The following is a 21,782-nucleotide window of genomic DNA, read 5'->3' as shown; positions in this document are numbered from 1 at the left end:
TTCGTATAGAGAGGGTGAGGGGTGATTTCATGGGACATACGTTTGGATTATTTACTAAGTCTCAAAAAGGTGTATTGTTCGCAAACATGCATGCGAAAGTCGCTGAAGACTACGACACAGGGAATCCTAACCATCCCAAACACCTGCCACAAAGCCCGAACGCCCCTAGGTCGGAAGTAGATCGTTACGGTGCGGAAAACAATCCGATACTTGGAGATCAAGGGTATGGTCAGATCGGAAGGTGGCAGACGGTTCAGCTTGATGCGCTAGAGAATACGATTGACCAAATCATTGAGCAGTACCTAAGGGACAAGTCGTGGTATGCCAGTGTAAGGTGCCGTGAAGCATTATGGAATATGTACCGCAGGATTGAGTGGTGGGTGCAACAACAAATGCCGCCTGACAAGACACAATATCAGAGGGTGTTGCAAATGATTAGGGATTGTATCTACAAGATTCTTGAGAACGCCGAGGAGCCAGGGGGAAGTCATCATGGAATATCCCTACCTACGTGCCCTGCCCCCTACTATCACCACTATAGCGGAAACTACTTTAACCATTTCGATGCTAGAATTTACGAGATTCCACTGTTCTTAATGAAGAAGGATGTACCGTTTTCCCACAAGTTTCCTGACTTCTTCCGCTATGTGTCTACCACGGAAGACCAGGAGTGGGTAACTGTACACTCTGTAGGGAAGAACGAGCAGTCGGGTGCGGAGATGATTTTGAAGCTCGACCTTGGATTACTTGAAATTGGTAACTCCTCCAAGATTACGTTTAACTGGCGTGTGAAGCGTTATGGGCAGGTACGGTTCAAGTACCTTGCAAGTGCTAAACGAGGGAACGGTTTGCTATTTTACATTAACGGTCAGCAGGTTGGTGGGGAGTGGAGCGAAAGTACAGGGTGGAAAGAAGTGGCGTTTACGCTACAGCCAGGACAGATGTACAAGTTCGATTGGCTAATTAGAAAAATGCGACCTGAAGTTTGGCAACACAACGGCATTTATATTAAAGACATCGAGGTTGTAGAGATCGTAGACACAAGTAAACCACCTGTGCCATTAGACTATGATGTTCATGGTGAAGAAACTTACGCAATAGAACCGTGGGTTGTGTACTCCTCAGAGAGCATTGTTCAGGCGCACTTCAAAGGCTTTGTTATCAATGACAACATCCGTTCCAAGACGCTGACGATGGAATTAGAAAATAACTGTGATGGTGAAATTTCATTCGCTTACAAAACTGGTATTGACGACTACCCTGAAGACAATATAGATTACGATATTTTCTTCGATGATCTATTCGTGAGCAAGACACAGACGGGATACGGGGAACACGGGAGTATCGCTGAATCCCAACACGGGTACCCTTGGTTACTTGACGGTAAGCAATCTGAGACAGTGGAAGATGACGCCCAGATCACCTATGAGATCATTGTGGGTAAGAACTGTAAGGTTGATTTGACTGGAACCCTAGAAATGTTGTGTCCACCTAGGGAGATCGACCACTACGAGCCTTACAACTTTGGTATAGGTGTCGGGGAGTACAGTTGGTCGATGTCAGGAAACCCAACGTGGGTTAATCATGGTGATTGGCTTAGACTTGATGAACCTGAGGAGGGGCGCAGTGTTGCAAGTACCTCTGTTAATCTTCCAGATGATGGTTGGTTCATATTTAGTTTTGAGCATGAGTTAAGACCAACGGAAAGATTTGAGGTTAGGGTCAACGGAGACCGTGTGCACTATAGCAAAGGTGATAGAAGTGGGACTGAAATTGAGATTCCATTGAAGGCGGGCTATAGCACAATCAGCTTCTACATTATTGATTCTCAAACTGAGACTCCATTCACCTACGACTTTAACAGACCGTTTTACTACGGGAAGGGGTCAGAAGGAAAAACCTATACAGTAGAGTCTCCGATGGGGAGTACAGTGGATATCACCCGAGATTGGAGTGTAACGGATGGTGGGGCGAAAACCACCAATGATGGGGATGAGATAACCTACGATATTACACTTAACCCTCACTCTAGTGTAACTATCAAGGAGCACATGAGAATCTTTCCTTCTATGGATGACGGGTACGACCCTATTACGGGAGCAAGCCGTGACATTCTTGAGTTTGAGGAACTTTTTAATGAACCCAATAGATATAACCCTGCCCTAAGTTTTGAAGGTAACTGGAAGTGGGTTGACATGGCTGTTGAAGCAGGTCACGCGGGTGGGGATGGTGTTATGTTGGCACAAGGTCATAATCAGACTCATATAGCTAACTTCTCAGCGAGAATGAGGAACCCAGGATATATAACCTGGCAGTACGGTGGGAAATTTGACCCAGGCGAAGCACTTGAGCTTCAGGTAGATGGGGTTACTGTTTGGACAGGGAATGTTAACGGTGGAGCGGTAGGAACAAACTGCATGTACCCACTACCACCTGGACGACATGATTTCCGTTGGGTTTACAAAGATGGAACGAAGTTCACCCCAGGTAGTAATGGCGGTTCTGGAAGCGAGAGCGGTGCGGGTAATGGCGGTTCTTCTGGTTCCTCTGGAAGTGACCTTTGGGGAGAGCGGTGCTATCCAAAGGGGGATGCGACCAGTAAATTGGACTACGGGCAGTCAGATGGTGAAATATATTCTGATAGAACCTCTGCTTGGAGATGGGGTAGTGGCGGCAACAAGACTTACTACGATGGAAATGGAGTGGCTGTGGGTCACGGTGTTGAATTTGATGGCGGGGTAATAACTCGGGATTTCTACGCCCCTTATTTCGGGGAGATCAACTACCTTGAGAAGCTGAAAGTTTACCCTATCAAATACGCCAAGGTGGATGGTCTTCGTAGTATTGACACTACAAAGATGATGGCAGATGACGGCGAATATAAAACACCTGTCTACCGTGGGAAATATTACGGTCTCCCTGTTACTGACTTATCTCCGCTAAATAACAAAAAACCAAACGATGAAACTGTGGCACCAAAAGAATTGGATTCTAAATATACACGGAAGATATTCGACAAGTTCTATACCACAGGGAAGTTCAAACTAGACTTCGATTTCTATAGCTACTTGAAGAATAGTGAATATCAGGGTGCTCGGTTGCGTGTATGGTTAGTCAAGGATTCTGATTGGAGTAACCCTATAATTCTCGACAATATACGCCATAACTATGGGGGTAACTATAAGAAGGATTATCGTTATCTCGGTGATACTGATTGGACTACTGCCAAGCACTTCTCAGTCACCAAGAACCTGTCTCCTGGGTGGTACTGGATTTGCATTGGTGTCACGGATACCAAACCTGATAGAGACCAAGACCCTCATACAAAACTTAATTGGTATACCGCTATAAAGAATTTAACTCTCAAGGTAAGTGACCCAAATAGCGTCAACGGGGGGCAACTTGTAGATCGACCTCTTGTTGACTACGAAACATATGTATGGGTTCGCCTTACAGACCTCACCACAGGTATGGTGGTTTATTCTGATAAGTACTACGGAAATGCGGGCGAGGTCGCGGAGTACATGATAGACCTAAATGGATATGTGGAACCAGGTCATGCGTACAGTGTTTCGTACACCTTGAGTAAAGGAACTGGCGTTGCTGAGGGAACCTCAGGACTTGACGCGGGAGCATTTACACTAAGTAAGGGTGGCTTCCAAGAATACTGGGATGCTTACTGCTCCGATGCAAATGGCAACGTGTACCGTGTAGGAGATTCTCCGCACCCTGACACGGGGTGGTGGAAAGACCCGTTTCCTGACACTGATCTTGATGACGGAGGTAGCTACGCGTGGCTTGATGTAATCAGACTCTACGAAAACCGCTTAGACCCTTGTAGGAATACTAGAATTGCTATTGAGGTCTACGAGGAAGGAGATCGAATTGATAGATGGTATGTTACCAGTTTTGATGATGAGCTTGTAGAGATACCCATTAAAAACGATTCTGACCAAAAGAGAGACTACAAAGTTGTTGTTAGATTAGATCAAGGATGCCCAGGTGACGGAGCTATGATATGGGGCGGCGAGATGGATATGCACGATGAGGAGCCTGTTCCCCCTTCATGGGCTGAGGTAACCCACTTCGAGGTGTGGGATAACAAGCCTATTTGGATGGGCGGGTGTGACGGAAGCAGTATGAGGGTTCAAGTCCTCAGGGAAGACGGACAATCCGTGTATGACCAGACTTACTACGGAGATGGGTATAGCTCCTTTGGCGTTAGCCAATTGCTCCCTACGCCCTATACTAAGTACAAGGTAATCATCACAACAGACCAAAAGGGAACTATCAGCACTTGGACAGGAAAAGAGTACTTCACGACCTTCCGATTGCATGAATTCAAGGCTTACGAATGGTTTAGGTTTATACCAAAACCGTACAACTCGAAACTTGAGTTTTTCATAGATGGTGACTTGATTCAGACATTTACGACAGAGGGAGGGTATTACACCTTCAAATATCCTGTTATGAAAGGTAAACATGTATTCCAGTGGAAGTTCACTACCCACATTGAGACTGGTGAGCGAAGTTGGGAGTTTGCTCAACTAGACTGGGTGGAATTGACTAACTGGATATGTGAAGACGTGCATGTTACCCCGTACTGTGAAGGTGGCGGGGGCGACAAGTGCATAGAAGCCCTGATTAAGTGCTTACTTGAAATATGGAAGAATCGTCCAAAGATGTGCGTGATAGGTAAGCGCATATGGTTATTCACGTAAAGAAAGGGGTGTCCGTATGGGAGTTGCTAGGTTAGTAGAGTCAGGAAGGATTTACGAAGATAACTTCACTAACTCTACCCTTGACCCCAAGTGGGAAGTGCTTCTCAACGACCCTACCCGATATGAAGTAAGTGGGGGCAACCTTGTTCTCAAACATGGTGCCTCTACACTATATATGTTCCTCAAGCCGTTGACGGATGAAAAGCAGTTCGTTATGGATGTGAAGAACAGCTACAACCCTGATACGGGAGGTTGCTATGGAGGGATTGTCGTTTTCATTGACGAGCACAACTACATGGAGATCGAGGAGTTCTTAGATGCATCATTACCTGAACCTTTACTGAAGACGTACCCGTGGATTCGTCTTGTGAGGGATTATAACTACTATACTGCTTACTGGTCGGAAGACGGGTTCACATGGAATATCATTGGTTTGGTGGAACTGGGTGGGGCACCAAAGATCGGTTTGTATCTTAGGGGTGATGGAGATCATCCAATGACTGTTGAGTACATCAGAGTCAACAAAGGAACGAGCGTGACCGTTGATAACCTTACCAAAGGGACTGTAGTTGATTTGATCGACAGCAACGGTGTCGTACTTGAATCAAGGGTTTGTAGGAGCGAGGAGACATCGGTCTCTTTCGACATGGATAAGTACCCTTACCCATTCCTTGGAAACTTTGGGGTGGGTCTTACTGACGGGAACAGGTACCAAGCAATGGACACAGTGAAGCTGTACAAAGGAGACCTCCTCTACTTTGAGGTTACACCTGACCTTTACTACAAGGAGTCTAATCCCGAGACAGACGGTTACTTCGATATTCTCCTGTACCCGAACACCGACAGGTTCCTGGGTTACCTGACAGCGGGTGGCGCGGCAACACAAGAGGTTCAGATGTTCGCTAAGAATCCCATGATGATGGGCGACTTCAAGGATGTGACCTTCGCTTTGACCGCGGGAACGAACAAGGTTCAGATCGCTCCTGATGTCGGCGGTGTTCCAGGCTCGTACAGCTACTCGATTACAGCGTTCAAGATCGCCCCTGGAGAGTCCTACAAGTTTTGGTTGAGGATGGCGCGGGAGGAGTCACAGGACAGATACACTTCGCAGGTTAAGTTTTCTCTGAAGATGTACTCGACTTACCTGTGACTTAAAATAGTCGAAGTCATGTCGTATAGATAGATTAGGGACAAGATTGGAGGTGATCAAATGTCTGTAAGAATTAACCAGTCTCATACGGATTTACTCAAGAGCCATAAAGAGCTGACCGACATTGGAACCCGAACACATGAGGAGATCGACTCTGCTCTTGCTGAGTTGGAGGTTGCCCGAGGGTCTGAGCTAAGCCTTGGTAACCGTATAGATGAGATCGAAACAACAGCGAACGACAACAAGACATCAGTGAACGACCATGAACAGAGGATTACTGATCTTGAGACTCAGGTCGCTACCAACACGAACCACATTGAGACAGCGGAGAAGGATATTCTCAACATTGCGGAGGACGTGTCCAATCTTCAGACAAGCAAAGCCGATCACGAGAAGCGGCTTAGTCTTGCTGAGACTGAAATCAAGGGAGCGCGGGGAGCGAAAGTGTCCATTGCTGACCGATTTGATACCTTAGAGGATTATATCGAAGAAGTAGCCAAGCAACCGATCACCGACCTCAGTGTTACAAACCCCGTGTATCAGGATGCGACCAACAGTGTTCGAGTTACGATTCAGGCAGGGCGGGCAAGCATTAACAAGGTCATTGTCGATAAGTTCACTCAGACATTTGATGTCCCGAACATTGCGGCGAATACTTCTTACTACATCTTCCTTCACGAGAATGGCTCCTATTCATACAGCACAGACAGCCAAGAGCCACAGGATGCCATCATCATCGGCGGGATAGACGTAGGTCTTTCTCCTACTACTTCCCTGACTCCATTGGACTTCAGGTATTTCCTTACCAAAGGCTCATTGGAGAATGACCTCAGTAATCTTGAGCAGAGAGTGACCGATCTCGAAACGGAGATTGCAGATCATGCCACTGTGATCAGCGACCACGGAACCGCGATCACAGACCTGGAAACATCTCTGACTGCGGTGGAGACCGAGCTAAAGGACTCACGCGAGGATAAGAACGGTGTTGTGTACGATGCGTTGAAGGACAGGCTCGATAACATGCAGAGCCGCCTGGAACTTGCGGAGAGCCGAGGAACGATGGAGCACCAGTCAGTATTCCATTTCACCTCGCCACCTGATGTAAGGCTGAAGCCACAGAGGGACTTCACCATCCCCAAGTACGTGATCGGCTCCAACTCTGCTGAGGTGTTTTTGGACGGTATCCGCATGGACGTAGGTGATGACTACATCGAGTATAGCGATACCGTAATCCGCTTTACATTTGATGTTCCGAAGGAAGCACGGGTGACTGTGATCGGCAGGGGTTCGATCATCAATACGACCTCCGTCAAGGATTACACTTACTACCCTGACGGTAAGATCAAAACTGAGACAATAGTCGGGGGTATTAACCGTACTGTGGAGTACTTCTATGACGCTGACGGTAATCTTGAACGTCAGTCGATCTTGGAAAGTAACGGTCAAAGCAAGAGTATCGAGTACCAAAGAGATTCTGAAGGGAAGACCCTGCGTGAGATCAACAATGGTGCAATGTACTATGTCTTGCAGGGAGGAGCTACCTATGACGACACCGATGTTAAGAGGAGATTAGCGCTCCTTGAGGGGGCGGGAGTCGAGCTTGATATCATATACAACTACTTTCCTAACGGGGATATTGAGTCAGAGGAAATCTACTCTGTAGATGTTATTCCTCAGCTCTTAAAGAGAACCTGCTTCACCTACAATACTGATGGTAGTGTTGAAACAGAGACATTGATTTACGATGGTCAAGGAGTTAAGAAAGCCTTCGAGTACGATGGCTCGGGGAATATCAAGGGAGTTAAAATTAGAAAGGTCGTGATATAAGTGGCACATACTGTTCAGGACGTGAAATTTGCTCTACATTCGATCATGGATAAGTTTGTAGGGAATAACCAAGAGCATTATACGAGCGAAGAGATTAGTGTAATAATCTTTGCTTTTGAGAGTAATATACTGTTTGACGGTGTGGCACAGAAGTTCCTGCCATCACTTCGGAATCTTCCTAATATTCCTGATGTTGTGTGGGAGGAGAATGATACGGAGGAAGACATCAAGATGAAGACAGACACAAGGGACGAAAAGATTAAAGAGCGGAGTGACATGTTGAAGGTTATCCTCCTCACAGTTTTTAAGACAAGTATGCTACGTGAGTTGAGTATTAGATTCGGAACCTAAAGGAGGTTGTGTACATATGGCTGAAAATATTCTTCTAGGTGGCTTGAGGAGGTATGAGTTTTACTCCTACTGTTCCGACTTCCCCCAGGAACTAAACAAGGTAGTTAACCAGGACTTGTATGGAGATATTCATTGGAAGTGGACATATATTCCCGATAACCCATACGCAAAACCAAAGGCATCGAACAGTTCACATAATAGCTACCCTAATGAAGGAACTATTACAGCGCAGAATGTTAAAGACCCTAGTCTTTTCTTCACCATCTGCTTGAACTACAGTTATTTCTATAGTAACTCAAAGTATCCAAAAAGGAATTATGTGCTTAGGACTGGTTTTCGTAACAATGGAGCGGATGTAAAACCCGACCTGTTCACGGATGTAGGGGCAATAACAGAAATCCCTTTTCACGTTACCACTGAAAGTACGAGTACCAGTGATTATTTATATAATGTCTACTTCAAGTGGTCTCTTCTCATTACCGACAGGTACATCTTTCTGTACGGGGAGCCACAGACCTACCAAGGGATAGCAATTCCTGTAAGAATATACTTTGGGCGGTTAAAACCATTTGAAGCTGAAGACCCGTTAATAGCGAATGACTTCGTAGGAGTATTCTCTCACTACCCTTGTGGTTTAAATGACGCAAATGACGAGCTAAAGTACCGAGCAGGTCGTGGGTATGTACGAAGCTCAAGAAACGGAACAAAAAACGCACTGTATCACTTCGCTACCAGTTCTCAAGTACCGTCACCAGGGGTGGGCGGTAGATTCTTCATATCGCCTTTCTACGTATGGCATGCGACCGAGGGGGTTCGTGGAGAGTTTCAAGGAGTTAGGACAGCAGTGCTGAAGGACGCAAGCAAGTACCCTGATGGCTCCATCTTAGACCTGGGAACCGAGCGTTACCATGTGTTCCATGCCTTTAGTGAGTCGAACCCTGACTCCTATGAAGGGTGGTATGCAACAGATGGTAAATACTACAAAGGACAACCCTACTTCTTCGACAGCCCGCTCCTTCTTGGAGGAGGTCAGAGGGTTCTATTATTCGAGATCGAACGGGAGGTGTAGACCGATGACTATGATTCGCAGGTACGAGTTTACTTGTCAATTAAGCGTATTCGCTCAGAATCTTGTGGATGCCCTAAAGGATACTGACCCCTACTGGGGTGCTTTATACTCCACAAACACAGACTATGCTAATTGGGGTAACGCCGTACTAACCAACAAGAAAGCTCCTAAAATGCGGTTCACAATAAGTATGTATGCTCATAGTTGGGGTGTCAGCATCAGGTGGGGGATGGTAAACGATGGAGAAATCAACCCGAAGCCAGACCTGTGGGTTAGCCCTCCTAGTGGGGTTGACAAGTTCCAGACGGAGACCCCTCTAATGTGCTACAGCAGTCAGTACAATATTAAACACAAATGGACAGTTATTACAAATGAGGGCATCATGTTCCTTCATGGTGAAGTCCAAGACTATCATACCTATGGGTACCCTGTACGAATTTTTCTTGGTCAGTGTCAGGCTCTTGAGAAGGAAGACCCTGCAATTGCCGATAAATTCTACGGCATATTCCCTCACATGCCTTTTGCGCTGAATCATGATGATTATGCCGATCAGTATGACACCTCGCGAGGGTTTGTAAGAACGTCCCGAAATGGCACCCCTAACCAAATGTATAACTTTGGAACAGAGTCACTTCCTTCCCCTGGGGTAGGTAAAAGATATTATGTGACTCCATTCATGGTGTATCACCCTCAAGAAGGGGTACGTGGTGAGTTCAAGGGGATGAGTTCTATAGTGTTCAAGGATGGTGCTCAGCACCCTGACGGTTCCATATTGGACTTAGGAGTTGACGGTATATACTACGTGTTCCATGTGGTTGATCAAAACTACCCTAACCAAGATCAAGGTAGATATTACTACCACTCAGGGGGTAGTAGAATGAGTTCCCGTCCTAAATTCTTTCACGGGGCACAGTTGCTTGGCGGTGGTCAGAGAGCTTTGCTATTCAAAATCTAGGGGGTGTTCTTGAGACATGGCAACATTTTCAGGTAAGGTTAAAATGAATGAACTATTCGCAAATATCGTGCAGGGGTTTAAGACAATAGTTGGCTCCCCTTGGTCTGTTTACTATGAGAACGCAAGCTCTATCGTGTTAAAGTCAGTAGGAACTTCAGGATCGGATAAGTTGTTCTTCCGACTTGAAGTAGGCAACACCAAAGATTCTACAGGCAATAAATTGGTTGTAGGGATTGCTGAGGATGCTATTTCCTCAGACGGAAGTGTGCCTGTAGATAAGGTTGAGTTTAAAAAGGACTTCCTATGCCACAGTGATCTTGTCGATACAAACCTTCTGATTGAGTACCAAGTATCGTTACAGGCTAACCGCATTATCATCTACCTCCAAGGTGATGTTAACTCAGTTACGGGTATCGCAAATCTAGGTTATTTCGGGATTCTGAACAGATACGCTACTGAGACTGATTCATCAGCAATGGGTATTGGTCTTAGCTACTACGGTGATAACGGAATTAGGACGCTGAGAGATAAGGATAAACTGACAGTTAATAACATCTACGATGCTTACTCGGCTATGTTACCTGTTAACCCAGGTTGGGGTTCCTTGTACCACTTAGCCCCGCTGATTATGTGCAACGGGGTTGAGGGTGCGCGAGGAGAGATCATCGACATATACGCTGTTCCGTCAGCAGGAGTGTCTTACGGTGATGAGATCAAAGTAGCGGCGAAGACGTACAAGGTTTACTCCTTATCAATTGGTGGTCAGAGCTTTCTTACGGGCGCTACTGTAGCCGTACTCATGACCTAAGGCGGTGATCGTCAATGGCTGTGCATAAGGGAAATATTGTGGGAACCGCCGCTAACGGTTCCCTTTATACTAAAAGTAGGCTTGCCACGTATTTCAGCATTGGCTATAACTTCGATGAACTCCCATCTGTTTACGATGGTAGAGAAATGTCATACAGCGTTGGTGAGCTAACCTCGATGTCCCATAACGTAGATATATACAGATGGGGAACATGGCGTGAACTGGATACACACGGGGATGACCTAGTGGGGTATATTACGGATAAGTATCAGTATGGGAAACGTGTTAAGGAAGGGCAGTCTATCTCGCTAAACTTAATGCCCATGGAGCACATATTAAGTAGCGTGAATGGTGTCGGGTTAATAAGAGAAAGTATCCGAGGGATAAGAGTCAAGGAGAGTTACGCAGGTAATGAATCAGTCATTAAAATCCTTATTCCTAAGCACCAGGATAACCTGATAGGAAAGACATGGGGGAATTGGACGGATGGTGGTAGTGGTGGTACAGCTATAACACATTTACGTCCTCGTAGGTACCCTGATACACACATCCCGAGAAGGAGGGAGGACACTTGAACAGAACATGGAAGCTGATTGAGGAGATGAGGAAAGTGTTCTTACCAGTATCGTTTAACTGGGAAGTCAAATATGTCGGTGGTGGGACGAAGGCGTTGGTCGCAATCCCGATGGAGCATCCGAGGTTTCTCATTAAAACACTGAGGGTAACCCCATCAAGAGAGACCAATGTGGAGCTGAACGTATTAAACAGCGCGGGAACTACGCCAGAGATTCTGTACTTCAACAATGCCCAGTACTCCACGGGCAACTTCCTTGAAGGGATTTACGACATGATTGACCTTCCCTACGAGGATGCTGATGGGACATCCACTCTTCACCTGTCTATTAAAAATCTGGGAACTGACGTTGCTGACTTCAAGATTGAGGTTACTGGTCTGACTACAAGGTAGGAGGTGAAACCGTGGATATTGTTTCTTTCAGCAAGGCGGCGAAAGTCGAACGGGAGGTTAAGCAAGCTCGGGACTCCTATGCGTCCCTGGACAGCAGATTGGATGCAGTATCTATTGGGAACGTAGTTTCCGTAAAACTGAAGACCGAGCTTCCCTCCAATGGAGAGATAGGAAGGCTTTACCTCGTTCGTCAGGACAGCGGTAATCAGAACAACCCAACGACCTACACCTACAGCGGTGGAGAGTACGTTAAGGCAAGCGGAGATCGTGTTTCCAATCATGCTGATAATGGAGCCTTAACGATCAATGGGTCTAAGACCGTGGTTTACACCCATCCTGACACTCACAGTGCCGACATCTTGACGGATGGCAACAGCAAGGTGGCAATGACGGTAGGGGAGAGGGATAAGCTCAAAGCAATCGAAGATGAAGCCAACAAGTACGTTCACCCTGATAACCACAGTGCCGACATGATTACGGACGGAGTGACCAACGTAAGCATGACTGTAGATGAACGAGCGAAGCTGAACGTGATCGACCAGTGGGATGCAATCAGCGACTTGGTTGAATACAAGGACGTTGTTACCTACTCCGCTTTTGATGGCGTGGGGAGGGTAGTGAGGCAGGTGGTCACCGACTACTATGTGGAGCAGAACGTCAAGGAGCCAATGCTTACTATACCTGATAACCCTGACGGATTCACTGAGGGAGAATCTTTCCTGGTAACATCCATTGGGGAGATTTACCTCTTTGACGGTACTGACTTCGTGGTGCTCCCGACACTGGTAGACGTGGTTTACCAATACGATGCGGCGGGGTTGCTTGAGAACAAGTCAATCTCGACAATGGGTGCCACTCCGACACAGACGCACTACAGGTACATCTACGATTCCAAAGGCAACCGCATAGCCGTTAAGAAATACTAAAGGACAGCTCAAGGCTGTCCTTATTTTTGTGCTAATGGATGACGCATGACCGCACTTCGCGCCCGACTCTTACTTACCTGGGCATATATCTTAGTGGTCTCAGGACTACTGTGCCCTAAGAGTTCTTGAATGTCGCCAAGATCTGCTCCGTTGTCTAGCAGGTGAGTGGCAAATGAATGTCGGAATTTATGTGGGGTTATCCAGTCAAGACCTGCGGCACTTCTCCATTTGTTAACGATCTCGTTGATCTGCCGCTTGCCTAGGTGCCCACCAGTCTTAATACTAGGGAACAGCCATTCTTTTCCATGCTCTGCCGCTAGTGACTTCATATACCCAAGGGTACGAGGGAAGATAGGGACGATTCGTTCCTTGTCTCCTTTACCAACAACCCTCAGTTCACCCTTCCTGAAGTTGATCTCATCCACCCTAATGGAGCACAGCTCCTCTCTACGAATACCTGCCCCATACAATACCTCGAAAACCGTGCGATCTCTCAAATTATCAATAATATCTAATAGTCTATCTATATCTTCTGCATCTACTGGTTTTGGTAACCTCTTAGGCTTCTTCATGCCTTCTATGGATGCCGCAGGGTTGTATTTCATTTTTCCTTTACGCACTAGAAAAGTGTAAAAAGACTTAATTGCTGATAGCTTTCGACTTACGGTAGCAACCCCGTCACCTTCAGCGCGACGGTGGGCGAGGAACGATGAAACATCTTCTGAAGTTATCTTCGTAATAGTCTTATCAATAAATGAAGTGAATTGGTTTAAATCCCTTCCGTAACCATCCACAGTGTTCAGAGCAAGGTTCTTCTCGTTCATCATGTAGTTGTAAAAATCCTCAAGTAATCTCATGAAGGTTCCTCCATATCACATAATTTGATCGCTCATAATCTTGAGTATAATCCTGATGATTCTTTCCTGTCAACTATTTAACACTCGCCTACCCGAGTCGTATAGAGCAAGTAGGGGGTGTGTATTTACCATGGAGGAGAGATTCACAACAAGGTTTGCTTCATCCGAGAAAGAGTTTCTTACTCAGTTTGGAGTTAACTTTGGCTTCACCCAAGTTCACAGCAAGGTAGACAGATGTTATTTTCTTTCGAGTGATGCCAAGGCTCTCTACCACAATCTAAATCAGTATGCGTACAACGGTAGCAAGGAGTGCTTCCCGAGCCAAGCCCTGCTTAGAGCTGAACTAGGGTGGTCTAAGAACTCGGTTACCAAGTATGTCAAAGAACTTAGAGAGAAGGGGTTAATCAGTACTATCCGCAATACAGGGAGACCTTTGATGTACCTTATTGAAGAGCTTCATAAGGTTCCTGTAATCGCACACTCGGAGATAGTACACGAGGTTCGTAAAGAGTTGTTTGGTGCGGACGAGCGTGAGGTATTCACCAATGCCTTGGAAGTTTACAAGGTGTCTGGTGAGTTCGGGATCATCAGTAATGCTGATAACCCCTTGGATTATCGAGAGATAGTTTTTCAATGGTTTGTACGGTTCAAGGGGGAGCCTAAATCGCAAGAGACTGTCGAGGTAATTGAAGAAGCTCCGAAGCCTTTAGCGCCTAGAAGTCGTCAAGTGACGATTGTTAATACAGAGGGCGTGGAGAAGGTTGGAGACCCTACAAAGCCTGAGAAAGGCAAGAAGAAGGGAGTCAGCAAGAACCCTGATGAAGCTCCAGTAGAGGACTGGAATACCAACCATTTCCGCACTTACTTCATGCGGCAGTATCAGAACAAGTACCATAATACCTACTCTTGGACAGAGGAAGACCAAAAGACGATGGGTAGGGTAGTAGGTTCCAAAGAGGATAACAACACTCTAAAGGAATCCATCGACAGATTTTTCAGCATTGACCAGTTCTCTCCTAAGACTGTTAGGTTGTTCGGTTCCACCAACACCCAGGCTGTTCTGGATGAGTTCTTTCGGACGGGTAAGCTCCCATGGTATATGACCAAGGATGAAGAGAAACCACGGCTAGAGGAGGACTCAAGCGGTGAGCAGTACGACTTATTTAGTTAGGGGGAATGAACGTGAAAGCGCCATATGAAGATTGTACAAAATGCTTGGCAACACCTTTCTGTAAACGGTATTCGGGAGAAGTGGTAACTCCTTCTTTCCCTGAGTGGTGTAACCCGAAGTTCCGATTGGACAAGGCACTAAAGCTATCTGAAATCCCTAAGAAGTTTCTGAAGGCTAACATCTACAACTATACCGTTGATGACGACAACAGGTACGTCTACGAAGGTCTCAGCGAATACATCCATAACATCGTGGAGGAGGTTGAAGAAAACGGAACCAACTTCTTCTTCTGGAATACAGGTGCAGGAACAGGAAAGACATACAACGCTACAGTACTTCTGAGCCAGTACATCTACAAGACGTGCATGACAGGAAAATTCGACTTTGAGAATCCCCTCGGGCTGTTCGTTAGCTACACCGATCTGATGGACGATTTACGTTATCGCAGAGATGACGAAAGTGTTCAGCGGCGGGTTGCGTTAATCAAAAAAGTTCCGTTCCTTCTATTAGATGATGTTGGCGCGGGTACAACATCGAAGTTCACGGCAGAGCAAACTTACCTCATTGTCAACGAACGTTTCAATGAAGGGCTTGCTACGATTTGTACGTCAAACTTCAATTCTATAGCACTTCAACATGTGGAAGTATTAGGCAAGCGAACAGTATCTCGACTGATGTCGGACTGTGTGGGCATCCAGATTGAAGGAAGGGATAGACGAGTAGGTTCAGCTAAGGGGGTCATCAAACGTGCTTGAGGAACTTTCATATCTTAATCATTGGCTAATCAGCAAAGACCCTTACCTCATGCGGAAGCATGGGATAGATAGCACCTACTTTATTGCCCTTCAGGATGTCGTCCAGTGGGTTGAGAACTTCCGTAACGACATGAACGGGCATATGCCAACCATTGAAACAGTGGCAGTAGAGTTTGAGGATTTCAGGGTTCTGAAAGAACTTGACCCAATAGAGTACTGCGTGAATGTCTTGCGAGAACAGCGGGCGTATATGGACTACCGTCCAGTTCTTGTAGAGAATGCTAACCTGACGAACGAGGGCAAGACTCTCGAAGCTATGTGGAAGATGCGTAACGATCTTGATGTAATGCTCAAGAAGTTTACAGGAAACATAGGGCAGTACGAATGGACGAAACACGCTGAAGATCGCTACAACAAGTACATGGAGAAGCACGGTCAGACAGGTCTGTCAGGAATAACCACAGGCATTAAAGGATTAGATGATCTTACGGGCGGGTGGAAGATGGATGACTTGGTTCTTCTAGCAGGTCGGACGAACGAGGGTAAATCATGGGTGGGCGAGTTCTTTGCTTACGTGGCATGGCTGTCCTTTGTTAAAGCGAACATTAATGACCCTATCATCTACCTAAGTACAGAGATGCCTGAGCTTGAAGTTGCTTATCGGATGGATACCTTTAGGGCGCACTTCAGTAACCGCGCATTGAATGAGGGGCGACTAATGGATGCTGAGCTGTACCGTGAGTACACCCAGGAGCTTATGAAGAAAGACCAACGCATGGTCATCCTCTCACAAGACTCTAACCGCGGTAAGCCTTTTACTCCAATGGACATACGAGCGATTATCGAATCCGAGCGACCAGGGCTGATCGTGCTTGACCAGTTGTATGACCTTTCGGACGGGACGGGGGAGAGAGATATTCGCCGTCGCATTATCAACGTGACCAACGGCATCCGTGAAGTGAACCTCAGTACGAAGACACCTACAATCATGTTGGCGCAAGCAGGTCGTGATTCAGCGAAAGATCAGAAGAAAAACCCGAATGCCGCGCCCGAGCTTCACCAAATTCAGGAGTCGGACAATCCTGCACAGAAAGCTACGAAGGTTGTCACCCTTCGTAAGATTGACGATATCTTCAAGCTCTCGTTAAAGAAAAACCGTGGTGGTAAAAAGGATGAGGATGTCTTCATGCGTACCGACCTTGACACTGGTATATGGGAAGAAACTACAAAAGAAGAAATGGTGTTTTAGCTCTTAACTCTTGGCTCCCCTCCTCGTATAGAGGAATTAGGGAGCCATTTTATTTTAAGGAGGTACTACCTGATGAATGTACAACTCACGGCTCATTTCTACTTTAAGGGGAATGGCAAGAAGAAGACCGTCACCTGGGTTGAGAGCAATCCAATAATTCAGCAAAAGGAAAAAGAAACTGGAAAGGTCATCCGTGAAATCCCTCTAAATGCTGATGAAGTTAAGCAAGAGTACCGAAGGCTTTTCACTAAACACAAGAACGAGGGTAAGGCGATTACGTTGGAAGATACAGACGATGTAGCCCATATTATTGATCTCACAGAAGTTCGAGACATCGAGCTTACTGCACAAGAGGAGGATGAAGATGCTGTACAGACTGACATTCGCCCTGAGTAGGGACGAGATTATTACCACTGAGTTCCGAAGCTTTGCATCTGACATTGTAGGAGCTACTGAAGAAGCGTTTTCCTTCATTGAAGAAAACCATGGCGCAATCACAACAGTTAGTCTCGTAGCCTTCAGTTTGCTCAAGATCGAGGAATCCGATGGAAAACAAAATTAACGTAGCCTGTAACGGTTGCGATTACTTCAATAATTGCCGCAAGGCACTGGTGATCGGTGGGGATAAAATCCCTGCCAAACACCAAGATCGAGTGCCTATGAGATGCCAGAACGTGGTTCAGCAAATCTGCCGCGATTGCAAATGGTACCTCGAAAACAAGTGCGCATCGTGGTTTGAGCTGAACGGCAAGAAATCCCGTCATCTACTTAAAGTATGCCCGAAGAAAGTAACCAAACTCTAGGAGGTAATTTTAATGCGTGATTATCCATTGGACAAGCATGTACTGCCTATGGGAGGTACTTCTGTAAAGGATGGTTCAAAACTTGAAGCCTTCCTCAGTGACCTTAACTACATTGCTGAGGAGAAATGGGACGGTTCTCGTTATCTCTCAATCTTCGGCAGATTCTTCTCACGCCGTATCAGTGATGTTGACGGTATCCCTGTCGAGAAGACTGATCGGATTCCACACCTAGCCGAACACCTTTCAATCTTCCCTGGAATCATTCTTGATGGAGAACTGTACATTCCAGGCAAAACATCAAATGAGGTTACTTCAATACTTGGGGCAAAGGCAGATAAGGCTATCGAGCGTCAGGAAGAACAAGGAAATCTTCTGTACATGGTCTACGACATCCTGATGCTTGAAGGTGAATGGTTGATCGACAAGCCATGGCACGAACGCCGAGCTGTTCTTGAGCGAGTATTCCCAATGGTAGCTAACGATTACATGAAGCTCTCGCAGTATGTTCGTACTGACAAGAAAGAGTTCCTTGAGAGTATCTTGGCTCGTGGCGGCGAGGGCGTGATGCTGAAGAATGTGAATGGCAAGTACGTTCCAGGCAAGAAACCTGCGAAGAACTGGATAAAGGTTAAGACAGAGATTGATGATGATGTGGTCATCATAGGCTTCAAGGATGCAGTCCGAGAGTATACAGGCAAAGAAATCGAAACATGGTCTTACTGGCTTAACCCAAGCGGCGAGAAAGAGCTTGTTCTTAATACCTATGAGGTACTGGACGTTAAACTGTTGGAGGACGGTGAACAGGTGTACATGCCTATTGAGGGATGGGTTCCTGTTACCAAGTTCTTCTTCAATGACTGGGTTGGGGCGGTGAAGTTCGGGAAGTTCGGGAAGTTCAATGAGCACGGGAATCTGATTGAGTTAGGCGAGTGCTCTGGCATTACAGAGGAGCTTCGTAAGGACATGTCAGAAAATCCTGACAAATATATCGGAGAAGTTATGGAGATCAAAGCCATGCAGAAGACAAAGGATGGATTTTACCGTCACCCACAGTTCTCACGTATGCGTGACGACAAGAACGCATCGGAGTGTGTTCTATGAATTGCCCAAGATGTGAGCATGAACTGATTTGGGGTGGCGACTTCTCTTTTGAAGACTACGGGAGGGAAGGGGATGGAATTGTCTCTAACCTCTCTTGCCCTTGTGGTGTGTACGTTGAGGTTTCTATTCCAAATGAACGAGAGGATGAAGAAAATGCAAACAGTAATCTACGGTAATCATGATGAGAAAACAATTGGACAGTTCAACACTTGTTTGAGTACAGGTAATGTGGTCGGCGGTGTTCTATGTGCAGACGGTCACTTCGGATATAGCCAACCAGTCGGCGGTGTGATCGTGTATGACGGTCAAATCTCTCCTTCAGGAGTTGGGTACGATATTGGTTGCGGCAATAAGGCAGTACGCACGAACCTTCAAATCGAGGACGTTCAGGACAAGCTACCTTCCATCATGGACGAGGTTGCTCGTAGAATATCCTTCGGTGTCGGTCGGACTAATAGTGAGCGTGTCGATCATGAGCTGTTTGATGATGCTGACTGGGCTGTGTTCGCTGAACTGGGTGTTCTTGAGAAGATGAAGTCTTTAGCCCAGAACCAACTGGGAACGGTAGGCTCTGGAAATCACTTCGTAGACATCTTCGTTGAACCTGCCACAGGAGCTATCTGGATTGCGAACCACTTTGGTAGCCGTGGGTTTGGTCACAAGACAGCTAGTGGGTTCCTGAACATTGGCGCGGGGCGTGAGTTCTTAGGTAAGACTCCTGGGGAAAAAATGGAACAACCACCAACACTATTTGACCTTGATACTGAGATCGGGGATATGTACTACCGTGCAATGAAGTTGGCAGGTCGGTACGCTTATGCAGGTCGTGACTATGTGATTGACCAAGTGCTCTCCATCCTGGGAGCCAAAGCAACTTTCTCAGTGCATAATCACCATAACTATGCTTGGAAGGAAAACCACTTCGGTAAGGATGTGATCGTGGTTCGTAAAGGAGCAACACCTTTGGCTCCTGGTCAAACAGGCTTCATTGGTGGCTCAATGGGTGACATCTCTGTGATCGTCCAAGGGCGTAACACCGAGGAAAGCGAGAACGCATTCTACAGCACTGTCCATGGTGCGGGTCGCGTAATGAGTCGTACACAAGCGGCAGGGAAAATGAACTACCACACTAGGACTCGTTCGGGTGGTGCAATCTCTCAGGAGATGATGGGTGACGCTATCAAGAAGTACGGCGTTGAGTTGCGTGGGGCGGGAACCGATGAAAGTCCGTTCGTGTACCGCAAGCTCCAAGAAGTACTGGACGCTCACGTGGGAACACTTGACATCCTGAATGTGCTCAGACCTATCGGCGTGTGCATGGCGGGAGCTAACGAGTTCGACCCTTACAAAGACTAGGGAGGAAGACATCAATGGCAGTAAGGCTTGAATATAACGGGAAGAAGTATAAGAACGTGATCGAATTAACTCGTGAAATCCCACTAATGACTTCGGTCATGGTGGGGTGGTATGACGGGGCAGAAGTGCTCGTAGCAAACGCGGGGGCACTGTGTTACGACACGGTACAGGTAGCGCACGATGATGAGACCTTGATACCTAATAAGATTGGACAGAGGATTTCATTACACTGCCGAGATAGTCACCACAACACAGTGATTGAGCATGGCTCGGCTACATTCGTGAAGAAGGTTCCAATCTTCGTTGCACGGCAGGACTTGAGGGCACGACTCGCATCATTCGATGAGCGTTCCCTGCGATACTGTCGGGCGGCAGACGGTGGATTGACCTACTATGTACCCAACTATCTGGAAATGTCCTATATATCAAGGGTAATGGATAAAGACCCTGAACGGGCGGGGTTCTTACTCGGTATGCGTCAAGAGTGGATTGACGATCACGAACGGGCAATATATCGGTACTCGAAGTATACTGACGAGGAGCTGAACGACTTTTGGGATAGCCTTGACCTAAACCCTGAGCGTATTCGTGAGACCATGAGAGCGCGGCTCCCTGTGGGAATTAATACTGTGTATATGGACACCCGAAACCTGTGGTCGTGGATTCACCACGCAGAGAAGCGGTTGTGCTTGAGGGCACAGGATGAGATTCGGCGCATCCGAAGACAGGAGACCCACCAACTGAAGAAAGTTTTCCCTACGATCTTTGGTGATGTGAATATGCCTTGTTACATGGCGAGTGGTTGCCCTGAAAAAAAGAAATGCGGGTTGATTGAGTTAGATGAGAGTGGGAAGTGGGCATTACCATTCTACAAAAAGAGTATAAGCACTTAGGATATATGTCCCGAGATACATCTTGGGGCATATCTTTATACCTAATGAATGGTTGGCTGTTAATGAGAGCTTTTGTTGCTTGTCTAGCTGTACCAGTTTTAGTTAATATAAATAGACATAGTTGGGTAGACGGGAGTGAAGATGTAATTGATAGCAGGGACTTCGAGAGAACACTCGCTAAAATAGCATCAAGACTGAGAAAAGAATTTATCGAGAGGGGTCCAATTGAAACAAGGGTTGCAGTAATGGGTGAATTAATCATCATTAAATACACTGCTAAACATACATACCCTGAGTCGTTTATGCTTAAACACATGCAGACGCACCCTAGTCAGGCTTATAACGATTACAAGATAAAACTGGGAGACGCAATGAAGGAGGAATTTAACCCTGTTTTTGCTTTTATGCACCTTGGATTACAGATTAGAGAGATTAAGATTGTATATTTTAGTCCTGATTTCTCGGAACAGGTTACTGTAATGAAGATGAATATGGATGTAGAAGTGCTACTAAAGAACGAAGAAATTCGTTTATCGTAAGTCGGGTATTACTGGTTAATTCAGCAGGTAGGTACTATTGAACTATTTTTGTGTTGACTCATTACATACCTTTCCCTTATAATTCTACCTGTGGCGATCAGATAGACACTACACCTTGATGAAGCCTTTGGTAATCCTTTATACATAAAGACCATATTTCGGTAATTGGGAAGAAGACAAGTCAGACCAAGACCGACACATTCCACCTTCCTAGGTAAAACCTAGGGATGTGTTCTGTGTTGGTCTTTTTTGTATGTTTCTTGTTGCCTTAGTTAAAGTGTTAT

General features: G+C 46.2%; 21 protein-coding genes. 20 read left to right on the top strand and 1 reads right to left on the bottom strand.

Annotated features, from left to right (window positions below):
- Window positions 1–29 precede the first annotated feature (29 nt).
- From BrL25_RS05385 to BrL25_RS05340, 10 genes are read left to right on the top strand one after another with little or no spacing between them, the layout of a single operon-like run.
- On the top strand, window positions 30–4,721 hold the full coding sequence (locus BrL25_RS05385; RefSeq protein ID WP_018671639.1) for a hypothetical protein: 4,692 nt from the start codon (window positions 30–32) through the stop codon (window positions 4,719–4,721).
- Between the two features lie 16 nt (window positions 4,722–4,737).
- On the top strand, window positions 4,738–5,871 hold the full coding sequence (locus BrL25_RS05380) for a hypothetical protein (protein WP_018671640.1): 1,134 nt from the start codon (window positions 4,738–4,740) through the stop codon (window positions 5,869–5,871).
- A 60-nt stretch (window positions 5,872–5,931) separates the two neighbouring features.
- Window positions 5,932–7,698, top strand: a complete 1,767-nt coding sequence (locus BrL25_RS05375) for a hypothetical protein (RefSeq protein ID WP_018671641.1) — start codon at window positions 5,932–5,934, stop codon at window positions 7,696–7,698.
- A complete protein-coding gene (locus BrL25_RS05370) occupies window positions 7,699–8,049 on the top strand; it encodes a hypothetical protein (protein WP_018671642.1) in 351 nt (116 codons plus the stop codon).
- A 16-nt stretch (window positions 8,050–8,065) separates the two neighbouring features.
- Window positions 8,066–9,118 carry a hypothetical protein gene (locus tag BrL25_RS05365; RefSeq protein ID WP_018671643.1) on the top strand — a complete coding sequence of 351 codons (1,053 nt, stop codon included), beginning with the start codon at window positions 8,066–8,068 and terminating at the stop codon, window positions 9,116–9,118.
- A gap of 4 nt (window positions 9,119–9,122) precedes the next feature.
- On the top strand, window positions 9,123–10,073 hold the full coding sequence (locus tag BrL25_RS05360; protein WP_018671644.1) for a hypothetical protein: 951 nt from the start codon (window positions 9,123–9,125) through the stop codon (window positions 10,071–10,073).
- Between the two features lie 16 nt (window positions 10,074–10,089).
- Complete coding sequence (locus BrL25_RS05355; RefSeq protein ID WP_018671645.1) at window positions 10,090–10,881, top strand: hypothetical protein; 792 nt, start codon at window positions 10,090–10,092, stop codon at window positions 10,879–10,881.
- 14 nt (window positions 10,882–10,895) lie between these two features.
- Window positions 10,896–11,456, top strand: coding sequence for a hypothetical protein (locus BrL25_RS05350; RefSeq protein WP_018671646.1), 561 nt, complete (start codon window positions 10,896–10,898; stop codon window positions 11,454–11,456).
- The gene (locus BrL25_RS05345) at window positions 11,453–11,848 is read left to right on the top strand and encodes a hypothetical protein (protein ID WP_018671647.1); all 396 of its coding nucleotides are present in this window, start codon (window positions 11,453–11,455) and stop codon (window positions 11,846–11,848) included. Before BrL25_RS05350 ends, BrL25_RS05345 begins: the two co-directional genes overlap by 4 nt.
- Window positions 11,849–11,859: 11 nt before the next feature.
- A complete protein-coding gene (locus BrL25_RS05340; RefSeq protein ID WP_018671648.1) occupies window positions 11,860–12,774 on the top strand; it encodes a hypothetical protein in 915 nt (304 codons plus the stop codon).
- Window positions 12,775–12,794: 20 nt separating this feature from the next.
- Here BrL25_RS05340 and BrL25_RS05335 read toward each other — a convergent pair whose 3' ends face one another.
- A complete protein-coding gene (locus BrL25_RS05335) occupies window positions 12,795–13,631 on the bottom strand; it encodes a tyrosine recombinase XerC (protein ID WP_018671649.1) in 837 nt (278 codons plus the stop codon).
- A gap of 130 nt (window positions 13,632–13,761) precedes the next feature.
- Here BrL25_RS05335 and BrL25_RS05330 point away from each other — a divergent pair, with 130 nt between their 5' ends.
- The 10 genes from BrL25_RS05330 (at window position 13,762) to BrL25_RS05280 (ending at window position 21,498) form a co-directional block, all read left to right on the top strand.
- Complete coding sequence (locus tag BrL25_RS05330) at window positions 13,762–14,802, top strand: helix-turn-helix domain-containing protein (RefSeq protein WP_018671650.1); 1,041 nt, start codon at window positions 13,762–13,764, stop codon at window positions 14,800–14,802.
- 11 nt (window positions 14,803–14,813) lie between these two features.
- Window positions 14,814–15,557: an ATP-binding protein gene (locus BrL25_RS05325; protein WP_018671651.1), complete on the top strand. Its 744-nt coding sequence runs from the start codon at window positions 14,814–14,816 to the stop codon at window positions 15,555–15,557.
- Window positions 15,550–16,806 carry a DnaB-like helicase C-terminal domain-containing protein gene (locus BrL25_RS05320; protein WP_018671652.1) on the top strand — a complete coding sequence of 419 codons (1,257 nt, stop codon included), beginning with the start codon at window positions 15,550–15,552 and terminating at the stop codon, window positions 16,804–16,806. The genes BrL25_RS05325 and BrL25_RS05320 overlap by 8 nt, the downstream gene beginning before the upstream one ends.
- A 72-nt stretch (window positions 16,807–16,878) precedes the next feature.
- Window positions 16,879–17,202 carry a hypothetical protein gene (locus BrL25_RS05315; protein WP_018671653.1) on the top strand — a complete coding sequence of 108 codons (324 nt, stop codon included), beginning with the start codon at window positions 16,879–16,881 and terminating at the stop codon, window positions 17,200–17,202.
- Window positions 17,171–17,368: a hypothetical protein gene (locus BrL25_RS05310; protein WP_018671654.1), complete on the top strand. Its 198-nt coding sequence runs from the start codon at window positions 17,171–17,173 to the stop codon at window positions 17,366–17,368. Before BrL25_RS05315 ends, BrL25_RS05310 begins: the two co-directional genes overlap by 32 nt.
- Window positions 17,369–17,621: 253 nt before the next feature.
- Complete coding sequence (locus tag BrL25_RS05300) at window positions 17,622–18,710, top strand: ATP-dependent DNA ligase (protein WP_018671656.1); 1,089 nt, start codon at window positions 17,622–17,624, stop codon at window positions 18,708–18,710.
- The gene (locus tag BrL25_RS05295) at window positions 18,707–18,886 is read left to right on the top strand and encodes a hypothetical protein (protein WP_018671657.1); all 180 of its coding nucleotides are present in this window, start codon (window positions 18,707–18,709) and stop codon (window positions 18,884–18,886) included. The genes BrL25_RS05300 and BrL25_RS05295 overlap by 4 nt, the downstream gene beginning before the upstream one ends.
- Window positions 18,864–20,066 carry an RtcB family protein gene (locus BrL25_RS05290; protein ID WP_018671658.1) on the top strand — a complete coding sequence of 401 codons (1,203 nt, stop codon included), beginning with the start codon at window positions 18,864–18,866 and terminating at the stop codon, window positions 20,064–20,066. The genes BrL25_RS05295 and BrL25_RS05290 overlap by 23 nt, the downstream gene beginning before the upstream one ends.
- A gap of 14 nt (window positions 20,067–20,080) precedes the next feature.
- On the top strand, window positions 20,081–20,959 hold the full coding sequence (locus BrL25_RS05285; protein WP_018671659.1) for an FAD-dependent thymidylate synthase: 879 nt from the start codon (window positions 20,081–20,083) through the stop codon (window positions 20,957–20,959).
- Complete coding sequence (locus BrL25_RS05280) at window positions 20,920–21,498, top strand: Na-translocating system protein MpsC family protein (RefSeq protein WP_018671660.1); 579 nt, start codon at window positions 20,920–20,922, stop codon at window positions 21,496–21,498. The genes BrL25_RS05285 and BrL25_RS05280 overlap by 40 nt, the downstream gene beginning before the upstream one ends.
- Window positions 21,499–21,782 lie beyond the last annotated feature (284 nt).

It is taken from the genome of Brevibacillus laterosporus DSM 25 (genome assembly GCF_002706795.1).
GTDB classification, from domain to species: Bacteria; Bacillota; Bacilli; order Brevibacillales; family Brevibacillaceae; genus Brevibacillus_B; species Brevibacillus_B laterosporus.
Note: the sequence above shows the minus strand (reverse complement) of the source record. Positions and strands in the feature narration are given on the sequence as shown.